Genomic DNA, 22,039 nt, shown 5'->3' on the forward strand with positions numbered 1-22,039 from the left:
GAAACAACTTTGCGCCGATGATAGTGCTGCAACCAGTGTGAAAGTAGGTTATCGTCAGGCTTGTTATACGCAGTAGAGAAAACCCCCACCGGACTCCGGTGGGGTTTTTTTTCGTCTGATGCTTTTGCAATTACTTTAAAGAGCTTTTTGAATCTGATAAGGCTATTTGCTTGTTTTGGTTAAGACAATAAAATCATGCTTTATTAACGTTATGAAAATAATTTTTTCTGACAATATAGTGTCGTTGTAAAAAATACTTCTTAAATAATTAATTGGTATGGCATTTATTGTGAAAGCAAAGAAAAAATGAATAGATTTTTATTGAAATTATTGGCAGCCGTTTCATTGCTGGCATCGTTACAAGTACACGCGCAAGGCCTGGTGAAGACCTACGATATCGTCAATACATTGGGTGCCGCAAATGGTTCCATTGATTCCAGTTTTTATACCGGTACCGTTGCGTTTGTGAATGGCGGATTTAATTATACTGGCGGCAGTGGAACGCTGAATGATGGCATAACCGACGGAACGACAAGCCAGCTATTCCAGGGGGGAGGCGCAACGACCGTGACATTGCACCTGTCAGGAAATAGCAGACTGAACGGCATAGATATTTGGGGAGCTCCGGCATTCTGGGACCCGTTCCAAAGCATGTTGAGTAATGTTGCCGTGACTATCAATGGGCAGTCGCTCTTGTTTACTTCAGCCGGCCGCAACTGCGCTGCCGGTATTTGCCAGGCGATTAATAGCTTTTCAGGCACAATATTTGACGGGATTGTGACGGATACCGTTGTTTTGAGCCGTTTCCTGACACATGGTTACGACCGCAGCTTCCGTATCACTGAAATTGCCGTCAACGGCGTCTCTGCGGTTCCCGAGCCAGAAACGTATGCGATGATGCTGCTCGGTTTGGGCTTGATTGGATTTACTGCGCATCGCGCCAAACGAGCAACTTGAAATATTTAACTGGATAAATAGCATAAGGCATCGTCAATGCCATTGACGATGCCTTGGTGCCAAGGCAATTTTTTATTTCCTAAAAAATTGTAAGACTTAACTCCCTCTATACGTCGAATACGACCATGGCGATACCACCAGCGGCACATGGTAGTTTTCATCCGTATGGGCGATACCGAAGGCCAAGGTCACCAGGTCGATGAAGCGGGGCGAGGGGAGATCGACACCCTGGGCGGCGAAATAGTCGCCTGCATTGAACACCAGCTCATACTGACCCGCCTTCATGCTGTCGCCTTCCAGCAGTGGCGAACTGCAGCGGCCATCGCTGTTGGTCATATCCATCTTCAGCAATACTTTTCCTTCCGGCGCGACTGAAAACAGGGCCACCTTGACGCCGGCTCCCGGCTTGCCGTGGGCGATATCGAGTACATGCGTGCTGAGTTTTCCCATTTGCTATCCTGTATATAGAGTGAGTGAATGTGCTTATCGTGCAAATCATATACCGGTGACTGCGCCGGGCTATATGATTGGGCATATAGCCCACATTGTCCTCCTATAGGCGTGCCACCGCATGAGTACTTACGAACATTATCCACGCGACTTGATCGGTTATGGCCGTACGCCGCCCCATCCGCAATGGCCGGGCAAGGCGCGTATCGCGCTGCAATTTGTCCTCAATTACGAAGAGGGGGCGGAAAACAGCGTGCTGCATGGCGATCCCGCCTCGGAGACGTTTTTGTCCGAAATGATCGGCGCGGCGGCTTTTCCTGCACGCCACCTGAGCATGGAATCCATTTATGAATACGGCTCGCGCGCCGGGCTGTGGCGCCTGCTGCGCATGTTCGAGGAGCGGCGCCTGCCGCTGACCGTATTTGGCGTCTCGATGGCCTTGAAGCGCAACCCGGAAGCGGTAGCCGCGTTCCAGGAACTGGGGCATGAAATCGCTTGCCATGGCTTGCGCTGGATTTCCTATCAAAACATGGATGAGGCGACGGAGCGTGCGCATATGCGCGAAGCCGTGCAGATCATCCGCGAATTGACCGGTTCCGCCCCACAAGGCTGGTACACCGGGCGCGATTCGCCAAATACGCGCAAACTGGTGGTGGAGCATGGCGGTTTTCGCTATGACGCCGATTATTATGGCGACGACCTGCCATTCTGGGAAAAGGTGGCGTACACGGATGCCACAGGCGCCGCAGCCGCGCAAGCGCAGCTGATCGTGCCCTATACCCTGGACACGAACGACATGCGTTTTGCCGCCATGCAGGGTTTTAATTCGGGCACGCAGTTTTTTGACTATTTGAAGGATGCATTCGATGTGCTGTATGCGGAAGGCGATCCGAACGGATTGAATCAGCCGAAGATGCTGTCCGTGGGCTTGCATTGCCGCCTGGTAGGCCGGCCTGGCCGCGCGGCGGCGCTGGCGCGCTTTCTCGACTACGTGCAGCGCCATGAGCAGGTGTGGATCACGCGCCGTATCGATATTGCCGAACACTGGCATGCGACGCATCCGTTCAAGGCATGATCTTTATTGATGTGGGATGATAAGTAAAATCAGTTTTTGCGTATAGTTGTCGTGTATGCCGGTGTTAATCTTCTAGACAGGACTATACCGAGGCCAGCATGTCAGAACCGATTCGCTTTTACTACCGTGGCGCCGTACAGGAAGTACGCAACGCCGCCCCCACGCAGACTGTGTTGCAGCACCTGCGCGAGGACCTGCATTGCACGGGCACCAAGGAAGGCTGTGCGGAAGGCGATTGCGGCGCCTGCACGGTGGTCATCGGCAGCCTGGTTGATGGCAAGGTGGAGATGAAGGCCGTGAATGCCTGCATCCAGCTGACGCCTACGCTCGATGGCAAGGCCCTGTTTTCCGTGGAAGACTTGCAGCAGCCCGATGGCGCCCTGCATCCGGTACAGCAGGCGATGGTCGAGTGCCACGGTTCCCAATGCGGCTTTTGCACGCCCGGCTTCGTCATGTCGCTGTGGGGCATGTACCTGGACAAGAATGGCGCGCCACCCACGCGCTGCGAAATCGACGATACCCTGTCCGGCAACCTGTGCCGCTGCACGGGCTACCGGCCCATCATCGAGGCGGCAAAACGCATGGGCGAATTGCCGCATGTGGCCTTCGACCGCGATGCCCTGGGCATGCAGCTGCAGGCGCTGCAGCGCGACAGCTTGCTCACGTATGAACATGGCGGCCAGCAATTCCATGCCCCGCATACCCTTGAAGAACTGGTGGCGCTGCGTGCGGCGCATCCGCAAGCGTGCCTGCTGGCCGGCTCCACCGACGTGGGACTCTGGGTGACCAAGCAACTGCGCGACCTGGGCGACATTATTTATCTGGGGAATGTGGCGGCCTTGAAAACCATTGCCATTGCCGACGGCAAGCTGGAGATTGGCGCCGGCGCCAGCCTGAACGATGCCTACGGGGCGCTGTGTCAACACTACCCCGAGGAACTGTCCGAATTGTGGCAGCGCTTTGCTTCCTTGCCGATTCGCAACGCCGGTACCCTGGGCGGCAATGTCGCGAATGGCTCGCCCATCGGCGACTCGATGCCATGGCTGATCGCCTTGGGAAGCGACGTCGTGCTGCGCGGCCCGACGGGCCAGCGCATCATGCCGCTGGAAAATTTCTATTTGGGCTATCAGAAGAAAGACTTGCGGCCGGATGAATTCGTCGAAGCCGTGCGCGTCCCCTTGCCGCGTGCCGACGTGCATTTCCGCACATATAAACTGGCCAAGCGCTTTGACCAGGATATTTCAGCCGTGTGCGCCGCGTTTGCCTTCCAGCTCGATGGCGAACGCATCGTTGATGCGCGCATCGCCTTTGGCGGCATGGCGGCCACGCCGCAGCGCGCTGCGCAAACGGAAACGTTTTTGCGGGGCCAGGCGTGGACGGAAGAAAACCTGAGCATTGCCATGCTCTTGCTGGCCGATGATTATGCGCCGCTGTCGGACATGCGCGCGTCCAACAGCTACCGCATGATGACGGCGCAAAACCTGCTGCGCCGCTTCTGGCTGGAAACACGCTGCGGCGCACCGTTGCCGCGGTCGTCCCTCAATGCCTACGCTTGCCGCGCTTGAAAGGACGAATATGAACCATCCTGCCACGCCCGAACTGCAAGCGGCCGCCTGGAGCTCTGTGGGCAAGCCCAGTCCCCATGAATCAGCGCAATTGCATGTGCTGGGGCAAGCTACCTACACGGACGATATTGCTGAACTGCACAGTACCTTGCACGCGGCCTTGGGCTTGTCGCAAAAGCCGCACGCGCGCATCACGGCCATGGACTTGTCCGCCGTGCGCGCTGCCGCCGGCGTCGTTGCCGTCTACACGGCGCAGGACATTCCCGGCACCAACGATTGCGGCCCCATCATTCACGACGACCCCATCCTGGCGTTTGATCTGGTGCAATACGTGGGCCAGCCCATTTTCATCGTGGTGGCCGATACGCATGATCACGCGCGCCGCGCCGCCCGCCTGGCGCAAGTGACGTATGAGGAGTTGCCTGCGATCATGACGCCACAGGCGGCCAAGGCGGCACAATCGTACGTGCTGCCGCCCATGCACCTGGCGCGCGGCGACTATCAAGCGGCCTTCGAACGTGCGCCGCATGTGGTCAAGGGCCAGCTGTATGTGGGCGGCCAGGAACAGTTTTACCTGGAAGGCCAGATTTCCTACGCGATTCCGAAGGAAGCGCAAGGCATGCTCGTACTGTGCTCGACCCAGCACCCCAGCGAAATGCAGCACGTCGTGGCGCATGCGCTGGACGTGCATTCGCATAACATCACGGTCGAATGCCGGCGCATGGGCGGCGGCTTTGGCGGCAAGGAATCGCAGTCGGCCCTGTGGGCGGCCGCCTCGGCTATTGCTGCATCGAAACTGAAACGCCCCGTCAAGCTGCGCGCCGACCGCGACGACGACATGCTGGTGACGGGCAAGCGCCACTGTTTTTACTATGAATATGAAGTGGGCTACGACGACGCGGGGCGGATGCTGGCCGCCAAGGTCGACATGACCACGCGTGCCGGCTATTCGGCCGACCTGTCCGGTCCCGTCGCCACGCGCGCCGTCTGCCATTTCGACAATACCTATTATTTGTCCGACGTGGATATCCGCGCCGCCTGCGGCAAGACGAATACGCAGTCGAACACGGCCTTCCGGGGTTTCGGCGGACCGCAGGGCGCCATTGCCATCGAGTATGTCATCGATGAAATTGCCCGCCACCTGCGGCGCGATGCGCTCGATATCCGCCTGCTCAATTTCTATGGCCGCAACGATGGGGAAGGGCGCAACGTCACGCCATATGGCCAGGTCATCGTCGATAACGTGATCCACGAACTCGTCGCCGAACTGGAACAGAGCAGCGATTACCGCGCGCGCCGCCGCGCCATCGACGCCTTCAACGAAGCCAGCCCTGTCTTGAAGAAGGGCCTGGCATTCACGCCATTGAAATTCGGCATCGCCTTCAACGTCACGCACCTGAACCAGGCTGGCGCCCTCGTGCACGTGTACGTGGATGGCTCCGTACTGGTCAACCATGGCGGCACGGAAATGGGGCAAGGCATCAATACCAAGGTCATGCAGGTGGTGGCGCACGAGCTGGGCCTGGACCTGGGACGGGTGCGCGCCACGGCCACCGATACCAGCAAGGTGGCGAATACGTCGGCCACGGCGGCGTCCACCGGTGCCGACCTGAATGGCAAGGCGGCGCAGGATGCCGCGCGCCAGATCCGCGAACGCCTGGCCGACTACGCGGTCAAACTGTACGGCGGCGCGCTTGCTGCCGTGCGTTTCTTCGATAACCATATTCACGTCAACGGCCACGTCGTCGCGTTTGCCGAACTGGTGCAGAAGGCCTATCTGGCCAGGGTACAACTGTGGTCGGACGGTTTCTATGCCACGCCCGGTCTGTCGTGGGATGCGAAGACGATGACGGGCCATCCGTTTTCGTATTACGCGTATGGCGCGGCCGTGGCCGAAGTGGTGGTCGATACCTTGACGGGCGAATGGAAATTGTTGCGCGCGGATGCCTTGTACGATGCAGGCCAGTCGCTCAACCCCGCGATTGATCTGGGTCAAGTGGAAGGTGCGTTTATCCAGGGCATGGGCTGGCTGACGACCGAGCAGCTGTGGTGGAATGGCGCAGGCAAGCTGATGACGCACGCGCCATCGACGTATAAAATTCCCGGCATTTCCGATTGCCCGGAAGATTTCCGCGTCAAGCTGTTCCGGAACCGCAATGTGGAAGACAGCATACACCGCTCGAAAGCCGTGGGCGAGCCGCCGTTGCTGCTGCCGTTTTCCGTTTTCTTTGCCATCCGCGACGCCATTTCCAGCGTGGGCCATCACGCCGTGCAGCCGCCGCTCAATGCGCCGGCCACCAGCGAGGAAATCCTCAAGGCGATCATGGCCGTGCAAGCGGCCGGCACCGCCGCATAGGAGCAGACGATGAGCGACTGGCTGACAGCGATGGACAATGACGCGCAGGCATCCGTGCTGGTGACGGTCGCCCTGGTGGAAGGTTCCGGACCGCGCGAGGCGGGAGCGAAGATGCGCGTCACTACGCGCGGCCAGATCGATACCATCGGTGGCGGCCACCTGGAGCTGCGCGCCGTCGAAATCGCCAAGACCATGCTGGTCACGGGCGAGACCCATGCGCGGCTCGAGCGTTTTGCGCTGGGCCCCAGCCTCGGCCAATGCTGCGGCGGCGTCGTCTACCTTGTCTTCGAAGCCGTCGATGCCAGCCTGGGGGCGGTGTTGTCCGCCTTGCGCGAACGCCGCCAGCAGGACAGCTGGCGTTTGACGGCACTCGACGGTGCACCCGCCTCGGCGCTGTTCGATGCGATGGGGCGGTTGATCGCCGGCACAGGCGAGCAGGCGCCCAGCACATTTGCGCGTGAACGGGGCACCCATGTGGCGCAGGATGGCAGCGGGCGGCGCTGGCTGGTCGACCCGTGCCTGGCGCCGCGTGCCCATCTGACGCTGTTCGGTGCCGGCCACGTGGGAGCCGCCATCGTGCGCGCGCTGGCCGATTTGCCCTGTAATATCACCTGGGTCGATGAACGCGAAGACATGTTTCCCGCATACATGCCCGATAATGTGCGCATCGCCGCTACCGACACGCCCGAAGAATTCGTCGCGATGGCACCGCCCGGTGGCAGTTTCCTTGTCATGACGCATAGCCATGCGCTCGATCAACGCTTGACGGAAGCCATCATGGCGCGCGACGATGCGGGCTGGTTCGGCTTGATCGGTTCGCAGACCAAGCGCAAGCAGTTCGAGCACCGCCTGCAGGCCCGTGGCGTGCCGGACGAACGTATCGCCGCCATGGTGTGTCCAATCGGCATGCCTGGCATCCGCAACAAGGCGCCAGCCGTGATCGCCGCCTCCGTTGCCTGTCAATTACTCATGGTGTGGGAGGAAGCCGCCGCGGCGGCCCTGGCCGCACCGCTGCGGCTGGTCACTGCCAGTACGCCACCGCGCCGCAATAGACGCGCCGCCAATCACCCGTTATAGAAAGAAGTCATGCCGATTGTCCCTGCCACATTGCAAGCTTACCGTGCCAGCTTGCTGCACTTTCACGCCGATCCCGCCTTCCATGAAGAGGCGCATGCCTGGCACGCGGACGGTTTGCTGATCGTGGTCGATGGCAAGGTCGTGGCGGCCGGCGATTATGCGTCACTGCAGGCGACTTTGCCTCCTGGCACGCATATCGTCGACTACCAGGGCAAGCTGATCGTGCCCGGCTTTATCGATACCCACCTGCATTTCCCGCAGACGGAAATGATCGCCTCACCCGCCCCGGGCTTGCTGCCGTGGCTCGAGACGTACACGTTTCCCACCGAGCGCGCGTTTGAGGACCCTGTGCACGCGCGCAATGTGGCCGAGTTTTTCCTCGATGAACTACTGCGCTGCGGCACCACCACGGCCATGGTGTATGGCAGCGTGCATCCGCAATCGGTGGACGCCTTCTTTGGCGCCAGCGAGGCGCGCGGCTTGCGCATGGTGGCGGGCAAGGTCATGATGGACCGCAACTGTCCCGCATTCCTGCGCGATACGGCAGAATCCGGTGCGCGCGAGAGCGAGGAACTGATCCGGCGCTGGCACAAGCATGGCCGCTCGCTGTATGCGATCACGCCCCGTTTCGTGCCCACCTCGACCAATGAACAGATGCACCTGGCGGGCGAACTGGCGCGCGCCTATCCGGATACCTATCTGCAGACGCATGTGTCGGAGAACGAGGACGAGTGCCGCTGGGTGCGCGAATTGCATCCGCAGGCGCGCAGCTACCTCGATGTCTATGACCAGTACGGCATGCTGCGCCCGCGCGCCATGTTCGGCCACTGCGTCTGGCTCGATGAACGCGACCGCGCGCGCATGGCGGAAACATCCTCGGCGGCCGCGATTTGTCCTACCTCAAACCTGTTCCTGGGCAGCGGCCTGTTTGATTTTGAGCGGGCCGATGCGGCGCGCGTGCCGCTGTCGCTGGCTACCGACGTGGGGGGCGGTACCTCGTTCTCGATGTTGCAAACCATGAACGAAGCCTATAAAGTAGCACGCTTGAAAGGCAGCTACCTGCCCGCCTTGCGCATGTTTTACCTGGCGACCCTGGGCGCCGCGCGGGCCATGCAACTGGAAGGCACCCTGGGCAATTTCACGGCTGGCACGGAAGCGGACTTCATCGTGCTCGACAAGCAATCGACGCCGCTGCTGGCGCGCCGCACGGCTGCTTGTCAAAGCCTCGAGGAATTGCTGTTTGCGTTTGCGCTGCTCGGTGACGACCGTGCCGTGGCCGCCACGTATTCGGGCGGACAGTGCGTGCATGTGCGGGGGCAAGGCTGACCTACCCGTTGTTCAACACGAATCACCCTGAGCGAGAACGCGTATGCACAAGAAACTCACTGGCCTGGCGCTTGGCGCCGCGCTGGCATTGACCGGTACGGCGCATGCCGCCAAGGCAGCGGCCACGCCGTCTGCCAACGAAGCGGCCACCGCGCGCCATTTTGCCGCCCTGCTTGCGGGGGCGCAGCCGAAGACCGCCGAACTGAGCCTGTTCTTTTCGATGATGCCCAAGGGCGGCGACCTGCATCACCATTACTCGGGCGCCATCTACGCCGAGCAGTTCCTCGACTGGGTCGACAAGGAAAACTATTGCGTCAACAAGACGACCTACCGCATCGAAAGCAACAAGGATGTCGTGGCGGCCGAGCGCGCCAAGCCGGCCGCGCAGCGTGGATGCCTGTCATCGACGGAAGTGTTCGCCGATGCGGGCCTGTATGCGGAGTTGCTGCAGCGCTGGTCGACCAAGGATTTCTATAACCACGGCGCCATCCAGACGCCGCCCGACCGCACCTTCTTTGATACCTTCGGCTACTTCGGCCCCGTGGCCTCCACGAATACGGCCGATGGCCTGAAAACCCTGAAGCAGCGCGCCATCGCCGAAAACCTGAGCTATATCGAAACGATTTTCGAGCTGTCGCCATTCGTGCAAAACACGCAGTTCGACCAGCAGGTGCTGACCCAGGGCTTGCCGCCGGCCGCGCTGCAGGCGCTGCTGGCCAGCTGGACGCAGACCCTCGAGCAGGATGCGGCCTTCCAGAAAAGCATCACCGACTACAACGCCAATGTGAACAGCAGCAGCGCCGGCATCGACGACGCCAGCTTTACCATGCGCTACCAGGCGTATGTGCTGCGCTTCCTGTCGCCGTCGCAAGTGTTTTCCTCGATGGTGGCCGCCTTCAAGGCAGCGAGCCTGAATCCCCTGGTGGTGGGCGTGAATATCGTGGGCCAGGAAAGCGTGAACGTTTCCATGCGCGATTACAGCCTGCACATGGAAATGTTCAAGTTCCTCAAGGCGAAGTATCCAAACGTGAAGATCGCCTTGCATGCCGGTGAGCTGGCGCTGGGCATGGTGCCGCCGGAAGGCATGGCTTTCCATATCGCCGAAGCCGTCGATGTGGCCGGCGCCGACCGCATCGGCCATGGCATGGATATCGCCTATGAAAACAAGGCGCTGGCGACCATGCAAAAGATGCGCGAGCGGGGTATCCCTGTGGAAGTGAATCTGACCAGCAATGACTACATCCTCGGCATCAAGGGCCAGGCCCATCCGATTACCCTGTACCGCAAGTATGGCGTGCCATTCGTCATCTCGACCGACGATGCTGGCGTGTCGCGCAACACCTTGTCGAATGAATACGTCTTGTTTGCCAGCCAGTACAAGACCGACTATGCGGAAATTAAAAAGCTGTCATATAACAGCCTGCGCTATTCCTTCCTGGCCGAGGCGGATAAACAACGTTTGCTGAAAGCACTCGACGCCCGTTTCACCCGCTTCGAAGCACAAATTGCCGCGGCCGATCAGGCCGGCAAGGCAAGCAAACCGTAAGTCGTATCGTTGTCGAAACCGACACTGTCACAGCGGCCGGATTCTCCGGCCGTTTTCCTTTCTCCTGCCAAATTCATATTGATGTGTTTCCGCTAACTTTGTGGCGGCCATGCGACACAATTGACGACAGATGCACGACTTTGTCCAATTTCCTGGATGAATCAATTTCAAGCACATATTGCTCATTTATAATCTCGCGCCATAAGCCCGGACACTGTCATCACGATATCAATCCTGCTACTTAGCTCATGCTATTTATATTTTAAATATATAAATATGTAAAAAAAAACGTATTTGTCATCCATTTTTTGATGATGCATAGTGAGATGAGGGTGATATTAAAAAGTCACAATTAATGTGACAGATATCGTATGTAGATGGGTATTTGCAGTAAATAAAGGTGAGATGCAGAGTGAAACAAACAGTCATGCTGCTAAATGACGACATTTTTCTCCATCTTGCCGCCGTGTCACAGTCTTGAAATATTTAACAATTACACTCGCGGCTTGCCATGTTGGCCGGCTCAGCATGTCGGGTGTATGACACAGGTGCTAGCGCCCTGAGTTGTACGGCCAGGGATCCCGGATCCCGTCGTTTTTGCTTGAATAGGGATGGCTGTGGTGTGTGTGGAAGGCGTTTGTGTACGGTCTTGTCAGGACCAGCAGCCAGTCCAGCCGGCGTAACAGTTGCAGCATCGTAAAGAGGAAATGTTGTGTTTGTGTTGCTGTGCGGCGCAGCCGGGCGGTGAGGCAATCCAGGATTTTCAAAAAATAATAGTCTTTTCTGGGGTTAAAGATGATCAATCACAAACGACTTCGGCTGACGCAAATCGCGTTGAGCCTGTCTATTGCACTGGCGGCGGCACCATCGTTCGCACAGAACACTACCTCGGCCATCAGCGGACGTATCTCGTCCAACGATGGTCAGCCAGCAGCTGGCGCCCAAGTTAACATCGTGCACGTTGAATCTGGCTCCGCCAGCAACGTGACCACCGATGCGGAAGGTCGCTATGTTGCACGCGGCTTGCGCGCTGGCGGTCCTTACACGATCACCATCACCAAGAACGGCGAAGTGGAAAAACGCGAAGGCGTATACATCCAGCTGGCTGAAACGGCCAGCGTCGATGCGACCTTGGGTGCCCCGATGCAATCGGTAAAAGTGGTTGGCAATGCCGCCCGCGCACAAATCTTTAACCGCAGCAACATGGGTGCCGGCACCAACATCGGCCCGACGGAACTGGCAACCCAGGCATCGATCTCCCGTAGCCTGCAAGACTACGCCCGCGCCGACCCGCGCCTGTCGCAAACGGACAAGGAACGCGGCGAAATCTCCGTCGCCGGCCAGAACTCGCGCTACAACTCGATGACGATTGACGGCGTGGCCGTGAATGACACCTTCGGCCTGGAAGCCTCCGGTACGGCGACCGGCAAGCAACCGATTTCGATCGAAGCGATCCAGTCGGTCCAGGTGAACGTCGCCAACTATGACGTGACGCAAAAAGGCTACACGGGCGCGAACATCAACGCCGTGACCAAGTCCGGTACCAACAAGGTCAAGGGCAGCGTTTACTACGTGTTCCGCAATGACACCACCGCTGGCGACCGCTACAACGATTCGACCGGTGAGTACTACGCGCCGCCAAAGTCGAAAGACACCACCAAGGGCATCACCCTGGGCGGCCCACTGATCCAGGATAAACTGTTCCTGTTCGCTAACTACGAAGAAACCAAGAGCTCGCGCGGCGCGCCGGCCTTCGGTCCGATCGGCAGCGACAAGACCAACGTGGCCATTTCGCAATCGGCCATCGATGGTGCCATCGGTATCGCCAAAGATAAATATGGCCTCGATATCGGTAGCTCGGCTATTCCTAGCGGTTCGGAATTCACGGCCAAGGAAAAGCTGCTGAAACTGGACTGGAACTTGACCGACAGCCAGCGCATGATGCTGCGTTACACCAAGACAGAGCAAGCCGAGCCGATCTACACGGGTTTCTCGCCGACAGGTTTGTCGCTGAGCTCGTACTGGTACACCCAGGAAAAGAGCCTGGAAACCCTGGTCGGCCAATGGACGGCCGAATGGACGCCGACGTTCTCGACCGAAGTGAAGGTATCGACGCGCGACTATGACAGCGTGCCGAAAAATAATGCTTTCCTGCCGGCCATGGGCCTGCAGTTCACGGGCGCGCTGCCCGCCGGTGCACCTGCTGGCCTGGCCACCGGTAGCCGCTTCCTGAACTTCGGTACGGAACAGAGCCGCCAGAAAAACGTCCTGGGCACCAAGACGAAAGACTTCTATGCCGCCGGTACCTGGGCGTTGGGTGACCACGAACTGAAGTTTGGTGCCGATTACAGCAAGAACGACGTCTACAATGCGTTCCTGCAAAACGTCAATGGCAACTACACCTTCGGTTGTATCAACAGCAGCGCTGCCGTTGCCTATTCGTTTGGCGCGATCAATTGCGGTACGGCTACCGCGGCGCAGTTGCAAGCTGCCGTGCTGGAGAACTTCAGCCGTGGCCGTCCAAGTTCGTACTCGTACCAAGTGGCGCAACCTGGCCGCACGCTGAATGACGCCATCGCGTCGTTCTCGCTGAAAAACATCGGCTTGTTCGTGCAAGATAGCTGGGATGTCAGCAAGCAGCTGACGGTCATGGCCGGCTTGCGCATCGATGGCACCCGTATCGGCGAAAAGCCGATCTACAATGCGCTGGCAGCCCAGCCAACCGTGGCACGCACGACGCCAACCGGCCGTCAAACGGGCGGCTTCGGCATCGATAACTCGCACACCATCGATGGCGAGAACCTGTACCAGCCACGCGTTGGCTTCAACTACAAACTCGATTCGGCACGTCCGACGCAGTTCCGTGGTGGTTTCGGCCTGTTCCAGGGCGCCGCTGCCAGTGTCTGGCTGGGCAATCCTTACCAGAATACCGGCCTGGTCACGCAAAACATCACGTGTACCTCGGCGGCTGGCACGTGCCCGACCACCGATGGTTTCTTCAATCCGGATCCAAACAAACAGCCGACCAACCTGGCCGCTGTGGTTCCCGCCATGAAGGTCGATGCCCTGAGCACGGACTTGGCGCAACCGTCGGTATGGAAAGCCAATCTGGCGTTCGAACATGAGTTGCCATGGATGGGCCTGATTGTTGGCGCGGAATACCTGCGCTTGCAAACCAAGAACTCGATCTACTATGAAGAGTTGAACCTGGGTGCCCCAACTGCTTTCGGTAGCGACGGTCGTCCGCTGTACTATGGCCCGAACGCTTACAAGACCTCGTGCTGGAATGCCACGGGCGGTCTGATCGGTGGTGCCAATTGCAGCGCGTTGACCAAAGCGGGCAGCAATGCCGCCTTCGGTCAGGTGCTGATGGCCAAGAACACGGACAAGGGCGAGTCGAACGTGCTGACCCTGTCGGTACGCAGCCCGCTGCGCGAAGGCCTGTCGTGGGGTTCGTCGTACACCTACAGCGATGCCACGGAAGTGTCGCCGCTGACGTCGTCGACGTCGAGCTCGAACTGGGGCGGCCGTGCCGTCTTCAATCCGAACGAAAACGTCGCGTCGAACTCGAACTACATGGTCAAGGACCGCTTCACGGCGAACGTCAACTGGCAAAAACGCTTCTTCGGCGAATACAAGACCACGTTTGGTCTGTTCTATGAAGGCCGTAGCGGCAAGCCATACAGCTGGACCATCAACAATGACTTGAACGGTGATGGCCTGGGCGGCAATGACTTGATGTACATTCCTAGCGCGCCAGGTTCGGGCGAAGTGGTCTTCGCTGGCGCCACGGCAGCAGCCCGCGCCGCCAACGAGGCAGCGTTCTGGAAAGTCGTCAACGCCAATGGCGACCTGCGCAAAGCCAAGGGCGGCGTGATTGGCCGTAACGAAAGCTTCGCACCATGGACCAACAGTTTCGACGTGCGTCTGAGCCAGGAAATCCCAGGCTTCTTCAAAGGTAACAAAGGTATCTTTACCTTCGATATCTTGAACTTTGGCAACATGCTCAACCGTAAATGGGGCCGCATCAATGAAGTGGCCTTCCAATCGGCTGGCGGTCAGGTACGCAGCTTCGTCGACTACGTGGGTATGGAAAACGGCAAGTACGTCTACAACACCCGCGCCACGGTTGAAGGCACGGAAACGCGCCAAGCCAAGGGCGAATCGCAATGGGCACTGCAAGCAACGATCAAGTACGAGTTCTAATCTCGTCCTTGCCTCGTAGCTTGGCAAACTAAAAAACGGCTGGTGGCGACACCAGCCGTTTTTTTTATACGCAAGATGGTTTACTCTTTCCTCTTTTCAATAAATATCATTCCATGGCTCACTTCCTACGCACTCCGGTCGCCAGCGCGGCCCTGATCCTGACCCTGTCCGCCTGCAGCCATTTCGCTGCCGCGCCGCAGGCTGCGCCGAGCGGCCCGATTGAAGTGAACCTGGTCGCCCTGAACGATTTTCATGGCAACCTCGACCGCAGCAAATTTAGCTATACCAGTGCCGCCGACCCTGTCCGCAAGACGGTGCAGGCGGGCGGCATCGATACCCTGTCCGGCGCCTTGGCGGCATGGCGCAAGGAAGATGCGCAGCTGATCTTTGTCGGCAATGGCGACCTGGTCGGCGCCAGTCCCGCCATGTCGGCGCTGTGGGCCGATGAGCCCAGCATCGTCGCCATGAACATGCTGGGCATGAAGGCCAGTTCCGTCGGCAACCATGAGTTTGACCAGGGCAAGGCGGAATTGCTGCGCCAGCAGCGCGGCGGCTGCGAGTCCTCGCGCGCCGACAAGGCCTGCAAGTTCACGCCCGATTTCCAGGGCGCCAGCTACACCTATATGGCGGCCAATGTCATCGATACGCAGACGGGCAAGTCCCTGCTGCCGGCCTACCGCATCGAAGAGGCGCATGGCGTCAAGGTGGGCTTGATCGGCGCCGTGCTGAAGGATACGCCGTCCGTGGTGACGGCCGCCGGCATTGCCGGCCTGCAGTTCGGCGATGAAGCGGACGCCATCAACGCCACCTTGCCGCAGCTGCGGGCACAGGGCGTGGGCGTGTTCGTCGTGCTGCTGCACCAGGGCGGCGAAACGAAGGAAGCCGTCGACCAGCCCGATTGCAGCGGCCTCAAGGGCGAGGTGATCGACGTGGTGAAACGTCTCGATCCCGCCATCCAGCTGGTCGTCAGCGGCCATTCGCACCAGGGTTATCTGTGCCGTGTCGATGGCCGCCTGGTGACGCAAGCACAGATGGGCGGACATATGCTGACGCGCATCAAACTCAAGGTCGATCCTGTGAAGAACGCCGTGATCGACGCCAGCGCGCAAAACGTCGTCATGCTGCCGGGCATGTATGAACCGGACCCGGCCGTCAGCGCCTACCTGGAATCGGTGAAGCAGCGCAGCGCGCAGGAACTGTCGCGTCCCGTGGCGGCCATCGCCGTGCCGACGGTAGGCCGCAGCACCAAGGGCAGCGGCGCTTCCGCGCTGGGCGACCTGGTGGCCGACAGCACCCTGTTTGGCGCGCGCGCTGCCGGTGCACAAATCGGCCTGATGAATAATGGCGGCATCCGCAAGGATCTGGAAGCGGGCGCCGACCTGATGACGAATGTGGGGCAAAACCAGGCCGTGGTACCGTTCGGCAATACGCTGATCGTCGTCAGCCTGTCCGGCGCGCAAATCCGTACCTTGCTCGAACAGCAATGGCCGGGCGCGGTGGCCGAAGATGGCAATCTGCTGCAAGTTTCGGAAGGATTCAGTTATCGCTGGGACAGCACGCAGCCGCAAGGCCAGCGCGTGCTGCCGGGTAGCATCATGCTGAATGGCAGCCCTATTGACGATAATCAACAATACCGTGTCGCCGCCAATAGTTTCCTCGCCGGCGGCGGCGACCGCTTCACCGTGCTGGCAGCCGGCACGCGCCGTCTCGATACGGGCGTGCGCGATATCGACGCCTTCAGCGATTACCTGATTTCGCGCGCGCGCGCCGGCAAGCCTGCGGGCAGCGCCACGGCGGCAGGCCGCATCGTGCGCGTCAACTAATACTTTCAAGGAAAAACCATGCGTCGCTTATTTGTTTCCGTTCTACTTTCCAGCCTGTTCGCGGGCACGGCCCACGCCGATTTCACCATTCCCGGCTTTGAGCTCGTGCACACTTCGCCCGTGGAAACCACGCTGACCAATCCCGACCTGCGCGAGCCGGTCACCGTATGGAGCGAGCTGTTCGACGGGGCCAAAAAAGAGATCGTCATCGCCCAGTTCTATGCCGTCAGCAAACCGGGTACGGCATTTGAAAAAGTGCTGGCCAGCCTGACGGCGGCCGGCCAGCGCGGCGTGAAGATCCGCTTCCTGCTCGACCAGAAGGGCGTGGGCCTGTCGGAAGCGGCAACCATCGCGCAGATCAAGGCGATTCCGAACCTGGACTTGCGCCTCATCGATTTCAATAAAGTCACGGGCAACGGCATCGTGCACGCGAAATACCTGGCCGTCGACGGCCAGGTGGCCTACATCGGCAGCCAGAATTTCGACTGGCGCTCGTTCGAGCACATCCATGAAACGGGCGTGAAAATCACGGAGCCTGCCATGGTCGGCCAGGTGCAAGCCATCTTCGAGCAGGATTGGCAAGCCCAGGCCCTGACGTCGCAAGGCAGCCGCGCCACGGTACTCAACAGCAAGGTGGTGCCGGCCAATTACGCGCAAAACGCGTTTTTGCTGGCCAGCCCGAATGCGTACAACCCGGCTGGCGTGGGCGATTCGGAAACGGGTTTGCCGGCCTTGCTGGTGGAAGCGAAAAGCGAGGTGCGCATCCAGCTGCTCGACTATGCGCCGCTGTCCTACGGTCCGAACCGCACGCGTCCGTATTACGCCGTGATCGACAACGCCGTGCGCACGGCCGCCCAGCGCGGCGTGAAGATCAAGCTGATGGTGTCCGCCTGGAACACGGAAGCGCCGGCCATCGCCTACCTGAAAAGCCTGGCCCTGGTGCCGAACGTGGAAATCCGCATCGTCACCTTGCCGACGGCATCGACGGGCTTCATTCCGTTCGCGCGCGTGATCCACAGCAAGACCATGAGCATCGACGGCAAGCTGGCCTGGGTCGGCACGAGCAACTGGACGGGCGGCTATTTCGACTTGTCGCGCAATCTGGAAGTGGTGCTGCGCAACGACGCCATGGCGCAGCGTATTGCCGCGCTGCACGAGCAGACGTGGAGCTCGGTGTATGCGCAGCCTATCGACATCAACAAGCAGTATCCGAAACCGGCGAAAGCGGCGCCGCAAGCGAAGGAGTGAGCATGAAAAAATTACTCACGCTGTTGGCGCTGGGCGCCGCTTTCTCCTCCGGCAATGTGCTGGCCTGGGGCAATGACGGCCACCGCGCCGTCGGCGCCATCGCCGATCAATTGCTCAAGGGCAGCGCTGCTCAGGCGGCAATTGCCAAATTGCTGCTGCCCGGCGAAAGTCTGGAAAAGATTGCCAACTGGCCCGATTGCGTGAAGGGCACGTATTGCGGCCCGCAATCGGCGGAAATGCTGACGTATGTGGCGGCGAACCCGAAGCATGGCGAATACCATTACACGAACGTGCCTTTCCAGAACGAGCATTACCACGACCATGGCGTGGGCACGGCTGACGACGACATCGTGCAGACGTTGAAACAGGCGATTCTGGTGTTGCAGGGCAAGGATGATGCGGCCAGCAATCCGCACCGTTTCAGCCAGCGCGAAGCCTTGATCCTGATCACGCACCTGGTGGGCGATATCCACCAGCCTTTGCATGTGGGTAACGCCTTTGTCGGCAAGGATGGCCAGTTTTTCGTGCCCGCCACCCAGGCGCAGATTGACGACGTGGCGATCTTCAATGCGCGCGGCGGCAACGACCTGCTGCTCGACGATGCGAAGCTGACGGCGCTGTCGGACGCCGTGATTCCCGCGCCGCTGCCGGCCGAGGATGGCGCGGCCAAGCCGGCCAGCGCCTATCCGAAGTCGCCCACCAAGCCCCTGCATTCGTACTGGGACAGCACGGTGGTCGATTACGCCATGCGCCGCCTGAGCACGCGCACGCCGCAGCAATTCGCCAGGACGGTGATTGCCAGCGGGCCTGACGTGAGCCGCAATACTGGCGACCCCGTCACGTGGCCGTATCAATGGGCCGATGCGTCGCTGGCCGCCTCGAAAGTGGCCTACGCGGACGTGGTGGCGGGCCCGGCCACGCAGCAGACCAGCCGCAAGGGCGAGGCCTACAATGTGTGGGCCTTGACGGTGCCGGACAATTATCCCGTGCCCAGCTCGGCGCTGGCGAAGCAGCAGCTGATTCATGGCGGCTATCACTTGGCTGCGTTGTTACAGGCTATTTGGCCGTGAAATGCAGATGCATGGAAAACCGCTGCCCTGGCGGTTTTCTTGCTCAGCCCATGCATTTGATTTGATCTATCGAATTGCAAATGTAATAATTGCCGGATTGTTACTTAACAAATAGGATTGACAGTGAATAAAGTTATTAAACGCATCTGCGTATTGGCCTTGCTGGCATTGAGTAGCGCTGCCTATGCCTGGACTCCAGCGGGCGAGCCTGTCAGTATCAAGGAAGTCATCGTGTGGCAGGATGCCAGTCCCATCGTGGTCAAGCTATCGAACGGCCTGTATTGCCATGTTATGCCTGAAGAGAAAAATCTTTATGCTTTGGTGCTGACCCTGTATGCATCCGGAAAGACGGCGTCTATCTATTGTTACGATACTGTGGAGGATAAATCCGGCTATTCTTCGCGTCGTTTGCACCGCATAGGCGGTTTAAGTTAATTTGATCTTTGGAAATTATTTCTTAGTGAGGATGCTTTCCTTGCTGCTCATAGGCGCGAGCATTTCAGCTTGAGTCCGCTAATTCACGCCAATGTCACAACTATGCCCATCTCGCGGTACGGCGCCAGCAGCGTGTCCTCCATGTCGCGCTGCACGACGATATCGCTGACCTGGCTCAACGGCGCGATCTGGAACGGCGAGGCGGTATTCAGCTTTTCCGGCGAGGCCAGCACGATGGTGCGGGCCGACGCCTCGCTCAGGGCGCGCTTGACACACGCTTCCTCATAGTCTCCGGTGGTGATGCCCGCTTGCGGATGCAGGCCGGCCACGCCCATGAAATACAGGTCGGCGCGGATGCGGCCGATGGCTTCCACGGTGGCCGCGCCCACGCCGACGATCGAATGCTTGTACAGGCGCCCGCCCAGCATCACTACCTCGATCGATGGATGATTGACGAGCTCGACTGCAATCGAGGGGCTGTGCGTGACCACGGTGGCGCGCAATTCTCGCGGCAGCTGGCGCGCCAGCTGCACCGCGGTCGTGCCGCCATCGATAAACACCACTTGCCCCGCCTGTATCATGGCGCCCGCCGCGCGGCCGATGGCGGGCTTGGCTTCGGCTGACATCTGTATGCGGCCCGCAAACGGCGCCAGCGCGGGCGAACGGGGCAGCAAGGGCAGGGCGCCGCCATGCACGCGTTCCAGCAATCCCTCTTTCGCCAGCTCGCGCAGGTCGCGGCGGATGGTGTCTTCCGATAATCCCAGGGCGTCGCTGACGGCCTTGGCGACGATCTGTCCCTCACGCTGGAGCAGGTCCAGCAAATACTGTTTGCGTTGATGTGTCAGCATGATTTTTCTTGTTAATTCTTGATGTTGCACGAGTTTGCATGATAAAGTCGGCGAACGCAAGCACAACAAGGAGACGACATGCGCGACGACAATCCGGGGCAGGAGAGGGTGCGCATCCAGCACGTGCAGACCCTGTCGCACGACTGGTATCTGTTGCAAAAGACCACGTTCGACTACCTGCGCCGCGATGGACAGTGGCAGACGCAGACGCGGGAAACCTATGACCGTGGCGATGGTGCCACCATCCTGCTCTACAACAAGGAACGGCGCACGGTGATCCTGATCCGCCAGTTTCGCTTTCCCACCTACCGCGATGGACACGACGGCTTCCTCATCGAGGCGGCGGCCGGCTTGCTGGAACAGGCCAGCGCGGAACAGCGCATCCGCGCCGAGGTGGAGGAGGAAACCGGCTACCGGGTGGGCGACGTGGGCAAGGTCTTCGAGGCTTTCATGAGCCCGGGTTCCGTGACGGAGCGCCTGCATTTCTTCGTTGCCGAGTACGATCCGTCGAGCCGTATCGGCGCTGGCGGCGGCCTGGCGCACGAGGGCGAAGATATCGACGTGCTGGAGCTGCCGCTGGCGCAAGCGATGCAGATGGTGGCGGACGGCCGCATCTGTGACGGCAAGACCATCATGCTGCTGCAGCATGCGCAACTGCACTTGATGCCGCGCAAACGGGGGCTGCAGATCCTCATCGCCGGTCCCTACCGCTCGGGTACGGGCGACGATCCCGTCTTGATGCAGCGCAATGTGGCGGCCATGGAAGAGCTATGTTTGCCGCTGTATGCGGCCGGGCACTTGCCCGTGCTCGGCGAATGGCTGGCCTTGCCCATGCTGGCGCTGGCCGGTTCAAGCCAGGTGGGCGATGGCGTGTATGAGGAACTGTTCCACGCGCACGCGGCGCGGCTGCTCACGCATTGCGATGCCGTGCTGCGCATGGGCGGCGCGTCCCGGGGCGCCGACCAGATGGTGGATGTGGCGCGCGGCCTGGGCCTGCCCGTGTATTTCTCGCCGGACGAGATTCCACAGGCGTAAAAAAAGCGAAGCCCGCGGGCTTCGCTTTGTTATCCGCGCATTGAAACTTAGCGCGACTTGACGAACGGAATGCCGATGGCCTTCGGCGCGATGGATTTCGCCATCAAGCCGGCCAGCACGATCACGGTGACCACATACGGCACCATCTGGATCAGCGAGCCGGGGATGCGGCCGACGACAGGCAAGTCCACGCCTTCGATCTGGATCTGGATGGCGGCGAAGAAGCCGAACATCAGGCAGCCGAGGAAGGTGTAGACGGGACGCCAGTTGCCGAACACCATGGCCGTCAGGGCCAGGTAGCCGGCACCGGCCGACATGTCGCGCAGGAAGAAGCCGCTTTGCACGATGGCCAGATAGGCGCCCGAGAACGAGCACAGGATGCCGGCCACCAGCATGGCCATGTAGCGCGTCGCTTCCACGCTGACGCCGGCCGAGTCGGCCGCGTGCGGGTTTTCGCCGCAGGCGCGCAGGCGCAGGCCGAAACGCGTGTGGTACAGCAGCCAGTGCACGAGCGGGATCAGCAGGAATGCCACATACACGAGGATGGAATGGCCGCCGATCAAATGGGCATACACCCAGCCGATGAAGGGGATGTGCTCCACGTACTGCGTGCCCGGCAAGACGACGTCGAACAGGCGCGCGGAACCGAGGTCGGGCGTGCGGCCGCCTTGCTGGAAAAAGAACTGCGCCAGAACAAAGGTCAGCCCGCTCATGGCGATATTGATCGCCATGCCGGCCACCAGCTGGTTGCCCTTTTGCGTGATGCTGACATACGCCTGCAGCAGGGCCAGGGCGACGCAGACGAGCATGCCGGCGGCCATGCCGTAGTACGGGTTTTGCGTCGTGTAGGCCACGGCGGCGGAAGCGAAGGCGCTGGCCAGGATCTTGCCTTCCAGGCCGATGTCGATCATGCCGCTGCGTTCGGCGAACAGGCCAGCCATGGCGGCAAAGATCAGGACCGGCGCATTGCGCACGGTCGATACCAGGATGCTGGCGAAATGAAAGTCGTCGAGTGTCATGGT

At 59.9% G+C, this 22,039-nt stretch carries 15 protein-coding genes and 1 pseudogene; 13 read left to right on the plus strand and 3 right to left on the minus strand.

Going from position 1 to position 22,039, the window contains the following annotated elements; genetic code table 11:
• Positions 1-306 precede the first annotated feature (306 nt).
• Entirely contained in the window at positions 307-957 is a 651-nt protein-coding gene (locus AC1RDJ_RS10720; RefSeq protein WP_493027414.1) for a PEP-CTERM sorting domain-containing protein, read from the plus strand.
• 96 nt (positions 958-1,053) lie between these two features.
• On the opposite strand, the gene uraH is transcribed toward AC1RDJ_RS10720, so the two are convergent.
• Entirely contained in the window at positions 1,054-1,407 is a 354-nt protein-coding gene (gene uraH / locus AC1RDJ_RS10725; protein ID WP_071325238.1) for a hydroxyisourate hydrolase, read from the minus strand.
• Between the two features lie 121 nt (positions 1,408-1,528).
• On the opposite strand from uraH, the gene puuE reads away from it, so the two are divergent.
• The 11 genes from puuE (at position 1,529) to AC1RDJ_RS10780 (ending at position 19,134) form a co-directional block, all read left to right on the plus strand.
• Positions 1,529-2,482, plus strand: coding sequence for an allantoinase PuuE (gene puuE / locus AC1RDJ_RS10730; protein WP_071325237.1), 954 nt, complete (start codon positions 1,529-1,531; stop codon positions 2,480-2,482).
• Between the two features lie 98 nt (positions 2,483-2,580).
• Positions 2,581-4,047, plus strand: a complete 1,467-nt coding sequence (gene xdhA / locus AC1RDJ_RS10735; protein WP_493027415.1) for a xanthine dehydrogenase small subunit — start codon at positions 2,581-2,583, stop codon at positions 4,045-4,047.
• A 10-nt stretch (positions 4,048-4,057) separates the two neighbouring features.
• A complete protein-coding gene (gene xdhB, locus AC1RDJ_RS10740) occupies positions 4,058-6,403 on the plus strand; it encodes a xanthine dehydrogenase molybdopterin binding subunit (RefSeq protein ID WP_493027416.1) in 2,346 nt (781 codons plus the stop codon).
• A 9-nt stretch (positions 6,404-6,412) separates the two neighbouring features.
• Positions 6,413-7,480, plus strand: a complete 1,068-nt coding sequence (xdhC, locus tag AC1RDJ_RS10745; RefSeq protein WP_493027417.1) for a xanthine dehydrogenase accessory protein XdhC — start codon at positions 6,413-6,415, stop codon at positions 7,478-7,480.
• 9 nt (positions 7,481-7,489) lie between these two features.
• On the plus strand, positions 7,490-8,806 hold the full coding sequence (gene guaD, locus AC1RDJ_RS10750; RefSeq protein WP_493027418.1) for a guanine deaminase: 1,317 nt from the start codon (positions 7,490-7,492) through the stop codon (positions 8,804-8,806).
• A 43-nt stretch (positions 8,807-8,849) separates the two neighbouring features.
• Positions 8,850-10,352 (plus strand): adenosine deaminase family protein, encoded by a 1,503-nt coding sequence (locus AC1RDJ_RS10755; protein WP_493027419.1) that lies wholly within the window; start codon positions 8,850-8,852, stop codon positions 10,350-10,352.
• Between the two features lie 795 nt (positions 10,353-11,147).
• Entirely contained in the window at positions 11,148-14,558 is a 3,411-nt protein-coding gene (locus AC1RDJ_RS10760) for a TonB-dependent receptor (RefSeq protein ID WP_071325231.1), read from the plus strand.
• Between the two features lie 113 nt (positions 14,559-14,671).
• Positions 14,672-16,381 (plus strand): bifunctional metallophosphatase/5'-nucleotidase, encoded by a 1,710-nt coding sequence (locus AC1RDJ_RS10765; RefSeq protein ID WP_493027420.1) that lies wholly within the window; start codon positions 14,672-14,674, stop codon positions 16,379-16,381.
• 18 nt (positions 16,382-16,399) lie between these two features.
• Positions 16,400-17,629 (plus strand): phospholipase D-like domain-containing protein, encoded by a 1,230-nt coding sequence (locus AC1RDJ_RS10770; RefSeq protein ID WP_493027421.1) that lies wholly within the window; start codon positions 16,400-16,402, stop codon positions 17,627-17,629.
• 2 nt (positions 17,630-17,631) lie between these two features.
• Positions 17,632-18,699 (plus strand): S1/P1 nuclease, encoded by a 1,068-nt coding sequence (locus AC1RDJ_RS10775; protein ID WP_493027422.1) that lies wholly within the window; start codon positions 17,632-17,634, stop codon positions 18,697-18,699.
• Positions 18,700-18,822: 123 nt separating this feature from the next.
• Positions 18,823-19,134: a hypothetical protein gene (locus AC1RDJ_RS10780; RefSeq protein ID WP_156894953.1), complete on the plus strand. Its 312-nt coding sequence runs from the start codon at positions 18,823-18,825 to the stop codon at positions 19,132-19,134.
• 83 nt (positions 19,135-19,217) lie between these two features.
• Here the strand turns inward: AC1RDJ_RS10780 and AC1RDJ_RS10785 are convergent, their stop codons facing one another.
• Positions 19,218-19,982 (minus strand): DeoR/GlpR family DNA-binding transcription regulator, encoded by a 765-nt coding sequence (locus tag AC1RDJ_RS10785; protein WP_493027423.1) that lies wholly within the window; start codon positions 19,980-19,982, stop codon positions 19,218-19,220.
• Positions 19,983-20,060: 78 nt separating this feature from the next.
• Between AC1RDJ_RS10785 and AC1RDJ_RS10790 the strand changes: the two are divergent.
• A pseudogene (locus tag AC1RDJ_RS10790) lies at positions 20,061-20,645 on the plus strand (NUDIX domain-containing protein); the annotation flags it as partial.
• Positions 20,646-21,064: 419 nt separating this feature from the next.
• Here the strand turns inward: AC1RDJ_RS10790 and AC1RDJ_RS10795 are convergent.
• The gene (locus AC1RDJ_RS10795; protein WP_071325225.1) at positions 21,065-22,036 is read right to left on the minus strand and encodes an ABC transporter permease; all 972 of its coding nucleotides are present in this window, start codon (positions 22,034-22,036) and stop codon (positions 21,065-21,067) included.
• Between the last annotated feature and the right edge of the window lie 3 nt (positions 22,037-22,039).

It is taken from the genome of Janthinobacterium sp. GW822-FHT07H10 (assembly GCF_058798675.1).

What these genes read in the sequence shown, in the direction of transcription:
- AC1RDJ_RS10720 (WP_493027414.1), top strand. Translation starts at nt 307, where the DNA reads ATGAATAGATTTTTATTGAAATTATTGGCAGCCGTTTCATTGCTGGCA.
- uraH (WP_071325238.1), bottom strand. Translation starts at nt 1,407, where the DNA reads ATGGGAAAACTCAGCACGCATGTACTCGATATCGCCCACGGCAAGCCG.
- puuE (WP_071325237.1), top strand. Translation starts at nt 1,529, where the DNA reads ATGAGTACTTACGAACATTATCCACGCGACTTGATCGGTTATGGCCGT.
- xdhA (WP_493027415.1), top strand. Translation starts at nt 2,581, where the DNA reads ATGTCAGAACCGATTCGCTTTTACTACCGTGGCGCCGTACAGGAAGTA.
- xdhB (WP_493027416.1), top strand. Translation starts at nt 4,058, where the DNA reads ATGAACCATCCTGCCACGCCCGAACTGCAAGCGGCCGCCTGGAGCTCT.
- xdhC (WP_493027417.1), top strand. Translation starts at nt 6,413, where the DNA reads ATGAGCGACTGGCTGACAGCGATGGACAATGACGCGCAGGCATCCGTG.
- guaD (WP_493027418.1), top strand. Translation starts at nt 7,490, where the DNA reads ATGCCGATTGTCCCTGCCACATTGCAAGCTTACCGTGCCAGCTTGCTG.
- AC1RDJ_RS10755 (WP_493027419.1), top strand. Translation starts at nt 8,850, where the DNA reads ATGCACAAGAAACTCACTGGCCTGGCGCTTGGCGCCGCGCTGGCATTG.
- AC1RDJ_RS10760 (WP_071325231.1), top strand. Translation starts at nt 11,148, where the DNA reads ATGATCAATCACAAACGACTTCGGCTGACGCAAATCGCGTTGAGCCTG.
- AC1RDJ_RS10765 (WP_493027420.1), top strand. Translation starts at nt 14,672, where the DNA reads ATGGCTCACTTCCTACGCACTCCGGTCGCCAGCGCGGCCCTGATCCTG.
- AC1RDJ_RS10770 (WP_493027421.1), top strand. Translation starts at nt 16,400, where the DNA reads ATGCGTCGCTTATTTGTTTCCGTTCTACTTTCCAGCCTGTTCGCGGGC.
- AC1RDJ_RS10775 (WP_493027422.1), top strand. Translation starts at nt 17,632, where the DNA reads ATGAAAAAATTACTCACGCTGTTGGCGCTGGGCGCCGCTTTCTCCTCC.
- AC1RDJ_RS10785 (WP_493027423.1), bottom strand. Translation starts at nt 19,982, where the DNA reads ATGCTGACACATCAACGCAAACAGTATTTGCTGGACCTGCTCCAGCGT.
- AC1RDJ_RS10795 (WP_071325225.1), bottom strand. Translation starts at nt 22,036, where the DNA reads ATGACACTCGACGACTTTCATTTCGCCAGCATCCTGGTATCGACCGTG.